The following is a 12,585-nucleotide window of genomic DNA, read 5'->3' as shown; positions in this document are numbered from 1 at the left end:
CTTTTTCGATTGGCCTCGCATCCCGGTGAAGCGGCGGCCGCGACAGGCATCAGGCCTGTCGGTGCGTGCCGGGTTCTAAGACAGGTATTGGGCCTGTCCGCAAATTGGAGATGACATATGTCGAAGCGCAAGAGCGCCAAGCATAAGCTTGACCGTCGCATGGGCGAAAACATCTGGGGCCGCCCGAACAGCCCCGTAAACCGCCGTTCCTATGGCCCCGGCCAGCATGGCCAGCGCCGCAAGGGCAAGATGTCGGACTTCGGTCTGCAGCTTCGCGCCAAGCAGAAGCTCAAGGGCTATTACGGCGACGTCACCGAAAAGCAGTTCAAGCGCACCTATCAGGAAGCGTCGCGCATGAAGGGCGATACCGGTCAGAACCTGATCGGCCTGCTTGAGCAGCGTCTTGACATGGTCGTCTATCGCGCCAAGTTCGCACCGACCATCTTCGCCGCCCGCCAGCTGGTGAGCCACGGCCACATTCGCGTCAATGGCGTGAAGTGCAACATCGCCTCGCGCCGCGTGAAGGTTGGCGACGTGATCAGCCTGGGCAACAAGGCCAAGGAAATGGCTCTGGTCGTCGAAGCTCAGGGCCTGCCCGAGCGTGACATTCCCGACTATGTTTCGGTCGACGGCACCGACAAGGTGACCTTCACCCGCGTTCCGAGCCTGGACGAGGTGCCCTACCCCGTCACCATGGAACCGAACCTGGTGGTCGAATTCTACTCGCGCTGATCTCTTCGCAGATTGCGCAGCAAAAAGGGCGGTCCTTCGGGGCCGCCCTTTTCGTTTGGCGATTGTATCGCTTGCAAACACACGATGTGGCGAGCTCTTCGCCAGCCCCATGTCGTCATGCTGAACTCATTTGTGCAGGCACAGCTTCGCTCCCAGCATCCATCCTTCCTTAGGAGCGGCAGCTCGATCAGGAGAAATGGACCCTGAACCAGGTTCAGGGTGACGATGGAGGAAGCACCATCAGCCGCCTCTCGCATTGTATCTGCAGGCGATACAATCGCCGTTTGTTGAAGCCTCGCGGCAGAACTGGCCAAGCCCCCGGCGGCTGTCAGTTCAATCCGCTACGATGCTGCGGGCCAAAGCCTCCGCCACCTTGATCCCGTCAATCGCGGCTGAAAGAATGCCGCCGGCGTAGCCTGCCCCTTCCCCTGCGGGGAACAGATTCTCGGTATTGAGGCTCTGAAAATCCTTGCCCCGCGTGATGCGGACGGGAGAGGATGTGCGCGTCTCCACCCCGGTCATGACCACATCGGGATGATCGTAACGCGCGATCTGCCGACCGAAGACGGGAATTGCCTCCCGCATTGCCTCAATCGCGAAGGGCGGCAGGCATTGGGCCAGATCCGTCATGGTGACGCCCGGTTTGTAGGAAGGATGCACTTCGCCCAGCTCGGTGGATGGCCGACCGGCAAGGAAATCACCCACCTTCTGCCCCGGCGCTGCGTAAGTCGATCCGCCCGCGAGATAGGCCAGCGATTCCCAATGGCGCTGGAACTCGATCCCTGCGAGCGGGCCGCCCGGATAATCCTTCTCAGGCTCGATCCCGACCACAAGGCCAGAATTGGCGTTGAACTCGGCGCGCGAATATTGGCTCATGCCATTGGTCACCACGCGCCCCACCTCGGATGTCGCGGCCACCACGCGCCCACCGGGACACATGCAGAAGCTGTAGACCGTGCGCCCGTTGGCGCAGTGATGGACGAGACTATATGCCGCCGCGCCCAGATCGGGATGGCCCGCGCAATTTCCGTATCGGGCCCGATCGATCCAGCTTTGCGGATGTTCGATCCGTACGCCGATCGAGAAAGGCTTGGCTTCCATATGGACGCCTTGGCGATGCAACATTTCAAAAGTGGGTCGTGCGCTGTGGCCGATAGCCAGGACCACCTGGTCCGCTTCAAGAAAAGTGCCATCGTGCAAGTGCAAACCGCGCAGCCGCCTGCGGCCATCGGGCAGACGATCCAGCTCGATATCGTCCACGCGCGTCTGCCAGCGATATTCGCCGCCCAGTTCCTCGATGGTGCGACGAATGCTTTCGACCATGGTCACGAGGCGGAAGGTGCCGATATGGGGGTGCGCTTCCCACAGAATATCGTCCGGCGCGCCGGCGCGGACAAATTCCTCCAGCACCTTGCGACCCAGGAAACGCGGGTCTTTCACCCGGCAATAGAGCTTGCCGTCGGAAAAGGTGCCCGCGCCCCCTTCCCCGAACTGCACATTGGAATCGGGATTCAGCTCTGAACGGCGCCACAGGCCCCAGGTATCCTTGGTCCGTTCCCGCACCACCTTACCGCGGTCGAGAATGATCGGACGGAAACCCATCTGTGCAAGAATCAATCCGGCAAACAACCCGCAGGGACCGGCTCCGATCACCACAGGCCGCTTTCCGTTCCAGCCTGAGGGCGCGGTAACAGGCGGCCGATAGGCCATGTCAGGCGTTGGGCGAACATCCTTGTCCCCGGCAAAGCGGGCAAGCACATCGCCCTCATCCGCCAGATCGACGTCCACGGTATAGACAAGCTGGATAGCGTTACGCCGCCGCGCGTCATTGCCACGCCGAAAGATCGAAAACTCGAGCAGGTCCTCACGCGCGATGCCCAGCCGCTCGCAAATCGCGGCGGGCAGCGCTTCAGCCTCGTGATCGAGCGGCAGGGAAAGGCCGGAAAGGCGCAGCATCAGTGCTTCTTCGCGATCGTCAGCCCATCGGCCTTGGCGCGATCCTTCACGGATTCCTCGCTGCGGGTCAGTGCCTTGGCAATCGCCTTCAGCGCCATGCCCTTTTTCGCCAGAGTATGCAGTTTCTGGATCTCCGCAGAGGTCCAGGGCTGCTTGTGCCGTTCAAATCGTTCCGCCATGCCGCGCCCTTAGCGCATCCCTTCGCACCCGGCGAGAGCTTCGTCACGAACTCGACGGGCGCAGATAGTCGCGGCGGAAATCGGCGGCGAAGGCGGCGAAACGCCCCTGCCCGATGGCATCGCGCATCCCCTGCATCAGCTGCTGGTAGAAGGAGAGATTATGTTCCGTCATCAGCATCGCGCCCAGAATCTCGCCCGACTTGATCAGATGCTGGAGATAGGCCCGGCTATAGGTCGCACAGGTGGGGCACGTGCAACGCTCATCCAGCGGACCGGTATCCTCGGCATATTGGGCGTTGCGCAAATTGAGCGGGCCATTCCAGGTAAAAGCCTGACCGTTGCGGCCCGAACGGGTGGGAAGCACGCAGTCGAACATATCGACTCCACGCTCCACCGCGCCAACAAGATCGTCAGGCTTGCCCACGCCCATCAGATAACGCGGGCGATCGGCGGGAAGCTGGCCGGGCGCAAAATCCAGCGTGGCGAACATCGCCTCCTGCCCCTCGCCAACCGCCAGACCACCGATGGCATAGCCATCAAACCCGATCTCGGTCAGGATCTCCGCACTATGGCGGCGCAGCCCCTCGTCCAGAGCGCCTTGCTGGATGCCGAACAGAGCGGAACGGGCGGCATGTTCTTCGCCGGAATCGAACCCGTCGCGGCTGCGCTTTGCCCAGCGCATTGACATTTCCATGCTGCGGGCAATCACATCGCGCGGCTGATCCGCGCGGGGGCATTCATCGAATGCCATCACGATATCGGAGCCGAGCAGGCGCTGGATCTCCATCGACCGTTCCGGGGTCAACATGTGTTTCGAGCCATCCAGATGGCTGCGAAAGCTGACGCCTTCTTCGGTGATTTTACGCAGGTCGGAAAGGCTCATCACCTGATAGCCACCACTGTCAGTCAGGATCGGGCGCTGCCAGTTCATGAATTTGTGCAACCCGCCCAGCCTTGCGACACGCTCTGCCGTGGGGCGCAGCATCAGGTGATAGGTATTACCCAGGATAATGTCGGCGCCGGTCCTGCGCACGTCCTCAGGCTTCATGGCCTTGACGCTGGCTGCCGTACCGACGGGCATGAAGGCAGGCGTGCGGATTTCGCCACGCAGCATCTGTATGCCGCCGGTACGGGCCTTGCCGTCCGTGGCGTCGATCTTGAAGGAAAAACGGGTCATCCGCTCCCCTTGCCGCCACCCTCGCCCGAAGTCGAGAGGGGGCGGAAAGTCAGAAGCCGTAGACCAGCGAGACGCGCGAAAGCGTATCGGTGGTATTCTTGTTCACCGGCGGGTTGCTGTCGTAATCGAGAGTGAAGGACAATCGCGTGGAGAAGCGCCTGCTCATCCGCGCCTCCAGCCCCGTTACCAGCGTAACCGTGGTATTGGAGGAATCGATGATCACCGTGGCTGCGCCGCCAGTTTCGGCGACCATGTTGGTATCCTGCGTCAGTTTCAGCCGGTCGGTAATCGCCCAGTCGAAATCCATGCCGGCCAGAACGGCCAGGCTGCTCTCCGTCGCTCCCGTGACAAAATCGGTATGACGATAGGCGGGGCCCAGCTTAGCAGACAGGCTGACGCTGTTGTCGTCGACGATCTTGTAGCCAAGCCCGCCAGAGGCGGCCAGCCGTCCGGCCACGCCCTGGAACCGATCGCTCTCATATTGGACGAGGCCATAAGTGAAGAGGCCGTTATTGATCTGGAAACGCGGCTCGTAGGACACGAAATAGCGTTCCCGCGTCGTGCGTCCGTCGGAGCGCTGATAATCCATGTTGCCACGCAGGCGGTGGCTCCAGTCGATACCTTCGCGCTTCAGATCCAACCCCAGCGTCACGCCGGTATTCTGGCTGTTGCCGGAAGAATAGGATGCGCCCACTTCGCCGCGGCCGGACCAGTTCCTGAACAGCCCGGCGGAACGGATACGCTCTTCCTTCTCTTTGGCTGCAAGCCGCGCCTTTTCCTCTTGAACCTTGAAAAAGGCGTCATGAATTTCATCGAGTTCGGCGTGATCGGCTGGATTGGTGGCCTTGGCGATCTCGATCACCGTCTTGACCTTGGCAGTGTCGCCAGTCGCTATCGCCGCATCCACCATGGCGCGCACCGGCGACGGGAGCTCCGCCAGGGCAGGAACCGAAACCACAGCGCAAGACGCCGCCGCGATACGGAGAAGTCGAACCGGATATGCCATGCAGCTGATCGGTAGCGCGTCAGCCCCGCAGGCGCCAGCCGGTACGGTAGATGATTGCGATGGTTGCAATGCAAATTGCGAGGAATCCCAGTGTCATGCCGAGCGAGACCCCGATGCTGACATCGGAATGGCCACTGAACGTCCAGCGCAGGCCGTTCACCAGATAGACGATGGGGTTGACCAGCGCGATGGTGCGCCAGGGCTCGCCCAGCATCTCGATCGAATAGAACGTGCCGCCCAGGAACGTCAGCGGGGTGAGGAACAGCACCGGCACGATCTGCAAACGCTCCCACCCATCGGCCCAGATGCCGAGGATGAAGCCGAACAGCGAGAAGGAGGCAGAGATCAGCAGGATGTAGCACAGCGCAAAGAAGGGATGCGCGATCTGGTAATCGACGAACAGGGTCGCGGTTACGAGGATGATCGTAGCGAGGATCAATGATTTCACAGCCGCCGCGCCGACAAAGCCGATCAGCGTTTCCACGAAACCCACCGGTGCCGAGAGCAGTTCGTAGATCGCGCCCGTGAAGCGCGGCATGTAGATGCCGAAGCTCGCATTATTGGTGCTCTCGCTCAATAGCGTCAGCATCAGCAGGCCCGGCACGATGAAGGCGCCATAGGACACCCCGTTCACCTCATTGATGCGCGATCCGATCGCCGCGCCGAACACGATGAAATAGAGCGATGTCGTCAGCACGGGCGAGAAGATCGAGCCGATCCAGGTGCGAAAGGCGCGCATCAACTCGTTATTGAAGATCGCCCAGGCCCCGCGCCAGTTGAGGAGGGGGGCACGACCCTGATGCGCGCTCATTCTGCGGTCCCTTCCGGCCGATGGTCCACCAGATCGACGAAGATGTCTTCCAGCGACGATTCATGGATATCGAGAGCTGTATAGACGATAGCCTGGGCCACCAGCGCACGGGTAAGGTCTGCCACATCACGCTTGCCCTGCCCCATTCCGTCGCCCCCGCGATAGATCAACGCGCGCCGATCATCAGAGAGATGCAGCGGGAAGGCGGAAAGGGCGGAGGGAATTTCGGTCAGCGGCTCGGCCAGGCTGAAAACCGCCTCTGTACGGCCCATGCGCGCCATCAGTGCCGCCTTGTCGTCCACCAGCAGGATGTGGCCCTTGTCGATCACGCCCACCCGGTCGGCCATTTCCTCGGCCTCCTCGATATAATGCGTGGTGAGGATGATCGTGGTCCCCCGTTCACGCAGGGCACCAATCTGCTTCCACATGTCGCGGCGCAGTTCCACGTCCACGCCGGCGGTGGGCTCGTCGAGGAACAGCAGGTCCGGGTCGTGCGCCAGAGCCTTGGCGATCAGCACGCGGCGCTTCATCCCGCCGGACAATGCCCTGATCTGCTCGTCCCGCTTGTCCCACAGGCTGAGCGAGCGGAGCACTTCCTCGATCCGCTCCGGATTGGGCGCCAGACCGAACAGGCCGCGTGAGAACGCGACGGAACGGCTGACTTTCTCGAACATGTCGGTCGCCAGCTCCTGCGGCACCAGCCCGATCCGGGCGCGTGCAGACCGCCAGTTGCGCAGCAGATCCGTACCGAAGGCCGTTATCGTGCCGCCTGTGGGCCGCACCAACCCGCAAACCGAACCGATCAGCGTCGTCTTGCCGGCGCCGTTCGGCCCCAGAAGCGCGAAGATCTCGCCCTTGCGGATGGTCAGGTCCACGCCGTCCAAGGCCTTGAGCCCATTCTTGTAGGTCTTCGAAAGACCCTGAATGTCGAGAATCGTTTCAGTCACCGGGGCGAGATTGGCCGCACCGCCACACATTTCAAGGCTGCAATTCAGTCGCAAATGCGAAACATATCTTTTACCCGCGCAGTTCCGCTTCTGCCTTCGCAGCGACCTCCGATTTTTCCGCCACGCGGCCAAAATGGACGATGGGGCCGCTGGAGGCGCCCCCGTTAATTCAAATTTCAAAACTCTATGCCAATTATGCATTCGGCCGCCGGAAAGGCGCTGCTTGGGATCGGTGCTTGCTTAAATTCAGAAATACTATTCTCGAGCAGATTGCTAAAGGCAGTCCACTTGAAGAAATACTGGATAGGCTCTGCATAGAAGCCAAGCAGTTCTTTGCGTCTGGACATTTCACAATTCTAGCAGTTGATCCGGCCGGTATGCTGCGGCCACTTGCAGGCCCTGCTTTGCCTAATGCCTATCTTCAGGCGATGGATGGTTTGCTGGTGGGGCCCGACGTCGGGTCCTGCGGAAGCGCGATCTATCACAACCGTTTCGTCTGCGTGGACGATATTGAAAACGATCCGAAATGGGCGGCGTGCAAGCAGCTCGCCCTGCCGCTCGGCTTCCTCGCCTGCAGTTCCATGCCGATCCGTAACGAGGATGGCCAGGCAATCGGCGCACTTGCCCTCTATTTCGACGAGAAGCGCGCGCCGACCCCGACCGAGCGGAGCCTGATGGAAACCTGTGCGGAACTGTGCGGCCTTGCCCTCGCCCGGCAACAACGCATTCTCGACCGCGAACGCAGGGCAACGATCGATGCGCTGACCGGCCTTCCCAACCGGGCTGCCTTTGACGAGGCTTTGATGCAATTGCGCTGTGAACTGCCCGGTTCGTGGGGGCTGTTCATCGTCGATGTCGATAATCTCAAGATCACGAATGACACGTTCGGCCACGATGCGGGCGACGTGTTGCTGCGGGCTGTCGGCCAGCGCATCGCGCGGGCAATGGCACCTGATACCGTCTTCCGCACTGGCGGAGACGAATTCACGATCATCATTCAGGGCGCGGATTTTCTGCAGGATCTCTATCGCGCTGCCGAAATCCTCATCGCTGCGATTTCCGCCCCGGCCGAGCATGACGGGCACACATTCCTGCCACGCTGCACGATCGGCGGCGCGGTGCTGGCCCCTACCGACGTGATGCCTTCCGCAGTCCGCCGCAATGCGGATTTCGCACTGTATCATGCCAAGGAAACCATGCGCGGCGGCTTCGTGCGTTATTGGCCGGGGATTGGCACCCGCATGGCATATCGCCGCGATGCGGTCCGCAATGTCAGCGATGCGCTGGGGGATGACCGCATCAATGTGCGCTACCAGCCCATCGTCTGCATAGAAACCCGCCAGATCGTCGGCTTCGAGGCCTTGAGCTGCATGAAGAACGCCTCCGGCAGGGTTCTTCCCGCTTCGCTGTTTCAGGAGGCCTTCTCCGATGCGCGCGTTTCAGCGGAACTGACCAAACGGGTGCTGGCAATCGTGGCGCAAGACATCCGTTCCTGGCTCGATCAGGCCCTGCCCGTGCGCCAGGTCAATGTGAATGTCTCTTCCGCCGATTTCTATTTCGGCAATCTGCATGAGAAGATCGACCGTTCCTTTGGCGAGCACAGCATCCCGCTGGATCATCTGGTGGTCGAAGTGACGGAAGACGCCTATCTCGGCCAGCGGGACAAGGTCGTGTCCTCCGGCATTCGCGATCTGCGGATGCGGGGGATCAAGGTCGCGCTGGACGATTTCGGCACGGGCTTTGCCGCGCTGACCCATCTGCTCACCGTACCAATCGACATATTGAAAGTGGACCAGTCCTTCGTCCGCAAACTGTCGCCGCGCCATCCCAGCACCGCCATTGTGCGCGGGATATTGCAGATCGCGCGAGATCTGGGGATTGAGGCGATTGCCGAGGGTGTGGAAGCCGCCGAGCAGATCGAGATGCTTGCCGAACTGGGCTGCGCCCGGGCGCAGGGTTACATCTTCTCGCGCCCGGTCAGCCGCTCCAAAGCCATCGGGCTGCTTCGCCGGCACGGGATTGGCGTTCCGGGCAGCCTGCCCCTTGCCACGCAGGATTACCTCAGCCTGGGCTCCCGCAAAGTCGCTTAACTCGCGCAGAGCGAAGGCCGAAACCATCGCCTCATCCGGCCGGCTCAGTCTGGATCGGGGACAGCCGGAACCGCCATCATCCTTTGGGCAGCAACAGGCTGGAATCCCCGTAGCTGTAGAAGCGATAGCCTTCCCTTATCGCGTGGGCATACACGGCCTGCATCTTCTCAAGCCCCATCAGCGCGCTGACCAGCATGAACAGCGTCGATTTGGGCAGGTGGAAATTGGTCATCAACCCGTCAATCGCCTTGAAACGATAGCCGGGCGTGATGAAGATCGCGGTGTCCCCTTCGAAGGGATGGATGATGTCATCCTCGCCCGTGGCGCTTTCCAGCAACCGCAGGGATGTGGTGCCCACCGCGATGATCCTTCCGCCCGCAGCGCGCGCGGCATTCAGGCGATCGGCCGTTTCCGCATCGATCCGGCCCCATTCGGAATGCATGCGATGTTCGCTCGTATCCTCCGCCTTTACCGGCAGGAAGGTGCCCGCCCCAACATGCAGGGTCAGCGTTTCGCGCAGGACGCCCGCCTGATCGAGCGCGTCGAGCAAGGCAGGCGTAAAATGCAGCGCGGCTGTGGGTGCGGCGACCGCGCCGTCCTTTTCCGCAAAGATCGTCTGATAATCCTGTCGATCTGCCTCGTCCGTGGGGCGCTTGCCCGCGATATAGGGCGGCAAGGGCATGCGGCCTGCGCGTTCCAGCAGAATTTCGACCGGTTCCTCGCCCGCAAAGGCAAGCGTCCAGCTGCCATCCACGTGCCGTTCTTCCGCCACTGCATTCACGCCATTGGCGAATTCGATCACATCCCCGGCCTTCAGCCTCTTGCCGTTGCGGATGAATGCCTGCCAGCGGCGCAGATCGATCCGCTTGTGCAGCGTGGCCCCGATCCTGGCTTCACCCCGCCTGCCTTCGAGCTGGGCGGGAATCACGCGCGTATCGTTGAACACCAGCACATCGCCGGCGCGCAGCAGCCCAGGCAATTCGCTCACGATCCGGTCCTGCAAAGGTGCATCGCCTGCTGCCAGCAGCAGGCGCGCGGAATCCCGCGGCCGCGCGGGGCGCAGGGCAATCAGTTCAGGCGGCAGATCGAAATCGAACAGGTCAACACGCATGGCGCGCGTCTAGGCCGGGACGTGCCTGAGGGGAAGCGCCTTGCTATCCCCTCTCTCTTGCCGTCGTCTTACTGGCCTTGAGCCGGAGCGGGCGTTGAAGCCGCATTCAGCATGTCGGCCGTGATGGCTTCTTCCGGAGCAGGCTGGGCAATCACCGGCGGGGCCTTGTTGTCCGACCCGATGGAAGCCTGCAGAACCTTGGTGGGATTCGCGGGCGGTTCGCCCCGCTCTATCTCGTCCACCACATCCATCCCGGCGATCACGCGGCCGAAATTGGTATATTTCCGGTCCAGCCCGAGGCGCGGGTAGAAAACGATGAAGAACTGGCTGTTGGCCGTATCCTCACCCTGCGCGCGCGCCATGGAAACGGTGCCGCGGACATGCGGCAGGGGATTGAATTCCTGCTTGAGGTCGGGAAGTTCCGACCCGCCCTGCCCCGTGGCCGTGGGATCGCCCGTCTGCGCCATGAAACCGTCGATAACGCGGTGGAACACCACCCCGTTATAAAAGCCCTGACGGGTCAGCGTCTTGATCCGCTCCACATGGGCGGGCGCCCAGTTAGGCATCAGGCGGATGGTAACGCGCTTGCCGTTCGACAGGTCGAGATACAGGATATTATCCAGATCTTCCTGCGGATTGAAATTCACCGGCTGATAGATACGCGGCGCCGGGGCAGGCTCCGCGTCTTCCGCCACCGCGAAAGACGGCATGGCAGCGATGGAAATGGCGAGCGCCACGGCAGTCAGGCGTTTGATCATGTAAAGCTACTGTTCTTTCGGAGCACTCTATTGCCGCGAGGTGTAGCGGCGAAGGACTGTCGGTTCAATGAACGATGCACCTGCATCCGGTTGGCTCAGAAGTCACCCTTGCGGCCGAGTTCCTTTACGCGAGCAACAACCTCATCGCAAACCGGGGCACTGACGAAACGGGAAATATCACCGCCGAACAGGGCAATTTCCTTCACCAGCCGCGAAGCGATGGGCTGAAGGCTGACATCGGCCATCAGGAACAGCGTCTCGATCCGGGGATTGAGCTGCTGGTTCATGCCGGCCATCTGAAATTCATATTCGAAATCCGCCACCGCGCGCAGGCCGCGAATGATGACCGAAGCGTCCTGGCTTTCGGCGAACTTCATCAACAACGCGTTGAAGCCCACCACCTCGACATTATCGAGCCCCAGCGCCTCCACCTCGCGCCTGACCATTGCCATGCGCTCATCAGGCGAGAACATCGGGTCTTTCGCAAGATTGGTGGTCACGCCGATAATCAGCCGGTCCACCAGCTTGGCACCGCGCCGGATGATATCCGTGTGCCCCAGCGTGATCGGGTCAAACGTGCCGGGATAGATGCCGATGCGCTGCGCCACTCAACGATCCCTCTCGACAATGAACCGCGCAATGGCGCGCAGCAGTTCGGCTTCCTTGCCATGCACCGCGAGGTGTCCGATGGCCTGATCGACCAGCGCCTGTGCCTGATCGCGCGCCCGTTCGGGGCCCAGCAGCGAAACGAAGGTCTGCTTGCCCTGCACATCATCCTTGCGCAGCGCCTTGCCTGCCTTTTCGGGATCGCCTTCGTGATCGAGCAGATCATCCACGATCTGGAAGGCAAGACCGATGTCACGCGCGTAATTATGCAGATGGGTGCGGGCATCATGCGGCACCCGGCCCAGAATCGCCCCCATTTCCACTGCCGCCCCCAGAAGGGCGCCGGTCTTGAGCTGTTGCAGGCGCGTGATGGTATGGAGGTCGAAAGTCTCGGTCTCCGCCGCCATGTCCATCATCTGACCGCCGGCCATGCCGTCATGCCCGCTGGCCCGCGCCAGCGTCACCACCAGTTCGGCGCGCATGAAGGGATCGCCGCTCATCCGCGGATCGGACAGAATCTCGAAGGCAAGCGCATGGAGCGAATCCCCGGCCAGCACCGCCGTGGCATCGTCGAATGCCTTGTGCACGGTGGGCTTGCCGTGGCGCAGATCGTCATTGTCCATGCAGGGCAGATCGTCATGGATCAGCGAATAGACATGGATCGCCTCGATCGCGGCCCCGGCCCGCACTGCCTGCGCGCGATCGACTCCATAAAGATCGGCCGTCGCGGCGAGCAGCAGCGGGCGCAGCCGCTTGCCCCCACCGATAGTGGCATAGCGCATCGCCTCCACCAGTCGGCGGCGCGCATCGTCGGGCACGGGCAGCAATTCGTCGAACGCCCTGTCGATATCGATCGCGATCCGTTCAAGCCCGCGAGCGAGTACGCCGCTTGCCACGCCGCTAACCGCCATGGCTCAGGCGCCCCTGTCGGGATCGAGCGGCACGGTGCCCGATGGCTGGCCGTCCGGCCCGGCTACGATCTTTTCAATTCGCGCCTGCGCCGCATCGAGCCGGGCCTGGCAATGCTTCCGCAACGCCTCCCCCCGCTCATAGAGGGTGATCGATTCGTCGAGCGGCACTTCGCCGCCTTCGAGCTTGCGAACGACGTCTTCCAGCGCGCGCAGCGCGTCCTCGAAGGTCATTCCAGCGATAGTGTCAGAGGTTTCCGCCATCCTGAGCGAGCAATGACGGGGACAAGCCGCAGGGTCAAGC

The 12,585-nt window shown here is 61.9% G+C and carries 13 protein-coding genes; 2 read left to right on the top strand and 11 right to left on the bottom strand.

From position 1 onward, the window contains the following. The first annotated feature begins 117 nt into the window (after positions 1-117). Positions 118-732: a 30S ribosomal protein S4 gene (gene rpsD, locus H0274_RS03960; protein ID WP_226793040.1), complete on the top strand. Its 615-nt coding sequence runs from the start codon at positions 118-120 to the stop codon at positions 730-732. Positions 733-1,065: 333 nt separating this feature from the next. Here the strand turns inward: rpsD and H0274_RS03955 are convergent, their stop codons facing one another. The 6 genes from H0274_RS03955 to H0274_RS03930 are packed head-to-tail and all read right to left on the bottom strand — an operon-like array spanning position 1,066 to position 6,808. Next, entirely contained in the window at positions 1,066-2,688 is a 1,623-nt protein-coding gene (locus tag H0274_RS03955) for an NAD(P)/FAD-dependent oxidoreductase (RefSeq protein ID WP_226793039.1), read from the bottom strand. Then, the gene (locus tag H0274_RS03950) at positions 2,688-2,867 is read right to left on the bottom strand and encodes a hypothetical protein (RefSeq protein ID WP_226793038.1); all 180 of its coding nucleotides are present in this window, start codon (positions 2,865-2,867) and stop codon (positions 2,688-2,690) included. The genes H0274_RS03955 and H0274_RS03950 overlap by 1 nt, the downstream gene beginning before the upstream one ends. Positions 2,868-2,910: 43 nt before the next feature. Continuing rightward, positions 2,911-4,044, bottom strand: coding sequence for a tRNA guanosine(34) transglycosylase Tgt (gene tgt, locus H0274_RS03945; RefSeq protein ID WP_226793037.1), 1,134 nt, complete (start codon positions 4,042-4,044; stop codon positions 2,911-2,913). Between the two features lie 49 nt (positions 4,045-4,093). Next, complete coding sequence (locus H0274_RS03940; RefSeq protein ID WP_226793036.1) at positions 4,094-5,050, bottom strand: DUF481 domain-containing protein; 957 nt, start codon at positions 5,048-5,050, stop codon at positions 4,094-4,096. Positions 5,051-5,069: 19 nt separating this feature from the next. Beyond that, positions 5,070-5,861 (bottom strand): ABC transporter permease, encoded by a 792-nt coding sequence (locus H0274_RS03935; protein WP_226793035.1) that lies wholly within the window; start codon positions 5,859-5,861, stop codon positions 5,070-5,072. After that, positions 5,858-6,808 (bottom strand): ABC transporter ATP-binding protein, encoded by a 951-nt coding sequence (locus H0274_RS03930; RefSeq protein ID WP_226793034.1) that lies wholly within the window; start codon positions 6,806-6,808, stop codon positions 5,858-5,860. The genes H0274_RS03935 and H0274_RS03930 overlap by 4 nt, the downstream gene beginning before the upstream one ends. 140 nt (positions 6,809-6,948) lie before the next feature. Between H0274_RS03930 and H0274_RS03925 the strand changes: the two genes are divergently transcribed. Beyond that, positions 6,949-8,898, top strand: a complete 1,950-nt coding sequence (locus H0274_RS03925) for a sensor domain-containing phosphodiesterase (RefSeq protein ID WP_226793033.1) — start codon at positions 6,949-6,951, stop codon at positions 8,896-8,898. A gap of 76 nt (positions 8,899-8,974) precedes the next feature. On the opposite strand, the gene queA is transcribed toward H0274_RS03925, so the two are convergent. The 5 genes from queA to H0274_RS03900 all read right to left on the bottom strand — a co-directional run bounded on the left by queA (position 8,975) and on the right by H0274_RS03900 (position 12,545). Next, positions 8,975-10,009 (bottom strand): tRNA preQ1(34) S-adenosylmethionine ribosyltransferase-isomerase QueA, encoded by a 1,035-nt coding sequence (queA, locus tag H0274_RS03920; RefSeq protein WP_226793032.1) that lies wholly within the window; start codon positions 10,007-10,009, stop codon positions 8,975-8,977. Between the two features lie 68 nt (positions 10,010-10,077). Further along, on the bottom strand, positions 10,078-10,767 hold the full coding sequence (locus H0274_RS03915; RefSeq protein WP_226793031.1) for a peptidylprolyl isomerase: 690 nt from the start codon (positions 10,765-10,767) through the stop codon (positions 10,078-10,080). A 95-nt stretch (positions 10,768-10,862) separates the two neighbouring features. After that, positions 10,863-11,375, bottom strand: coding sequence for a pantetheine-phosphate adenylyltransferase (gene coaD / locus H0274_RS03910; protein WP_226793030.1), 513 nt, complete (start codon positions 11,373-11,375; stop codon positions 10,863-10,865). Then, on the bottom strand, positions 11,376-12,284 hold the full coding sequence (locus H0274_RS03905; RefSeq protein ID WP_226793029.1) for a polyprenyl synthetase family protein: 909 nt from the start codon (positions 12,282-12,284) through the stop codon (positions 11,376-11,378). Positions 12,285-12,287: 3 nt separating this feature from the next. Beyond that, entirely contained in the window at positions 12,288-12,545 is a 258-nt protein-coding gene (locus tag H0274_RS03900) for an exodeoxyribonuclease VII small subunit (protein ID WP_226793028.1), read from the bottom strand. Positions 12,546-12,585: the final 40 nt, after the last annotated feature.

Origin of the sequence: Fulverythrobacter ferritrahens (assembly GCF_020539485.1) — a bacterium.
Taxonomy (GTDB): domain Bacteria; phylum Pseudomonadota; class Alphaproteobacteria; order Sphingomonadales; family Sphingomonadaceae; genus Andeanibacterium; species Andeanibacterium ferritrahens.
This window is presented reverse-complemented; position numbering and strand designations above follow the sequence as displayed.

Bases quoted from the DNA above. Each gene is read 5' to 3' on its own strand.
- rpsD (WP_226793040.1), top strand. From the start codon at position 118: ATGTCGAAGCGCAAGAGCGCCAAGCATAAGCTTGACCGTCGCATGGGC.
- H0274_RS03955 (WP_226793039.1), bottom strand. From the start codon at position 2,688: ATGCTGCGCCTTTCCGGCCTTTCCCTGCCGCTCGATCACGAGGCTGAA.
- H0274_RS03950 (WP_226793038.1), bottom strand. From the start codon at position 2,867: ATGGCGGAACGATTTGAACGGCACAAGCAGCCCTGGACCTCTGCGGAG.
- tgt (WP_226793037.1), bottom strand. From the start codon at position 4,044: ATGACCCGTTTTTCCTTCAAGATCGACGCCACGGACGGCAAGGCCCGT.
- H0274_RS03940 (WP_226793036.1), bottom strand. From the start codon at position 5,050: ATGGCATATCCGGTTCGACTTCTCCGTATCGCGGCGGCGTCTTGCGCT.
- H0274_RS03935 (WP_226793035.1), bottom strand. From the start codon at position 5,861: ATGAGCGCGCATCAGGGTCGTGCCCCCCTCCTCAACTGGCGCGGGGCC.
- H0274_RS03925 (WP_226793033.1), top strand. From the start codon at position 6,949: ATGGGGCCGCTGGAGGCGCCCCCGTTAATTCAAATTTCAAAACTCTAT.
- queA (WP_226793032.1), bottom strand. From the start codon at position 10,009: ATGCGTGTTGACCTGTTCGATTTCGATCTGCCGCCTGAACTGATTGCC.
- H0274_RS03915 (WP_226793031.1), bottom strand. From the start codon at position 10,767: ATGATCAAACGCCTGACTGCCGTGGCGCTCGCCATTTCCATCGCTGCC.
- H0274_RS03905 (WP_226793029.1), bottom strand. From the start codon at position 12,284: ATGGCGGTTAGCGGCGTGGCAAGCGGCGTACTCGCTCGCGGGCTTGAA.
- H0274_RS03900 (WP_226793028.1), bottom strand. From the start codon at position 12,545: ATGGCGGAAACCTCTGACACTATCGCTGGAATGACCTTCGAGGACGCG.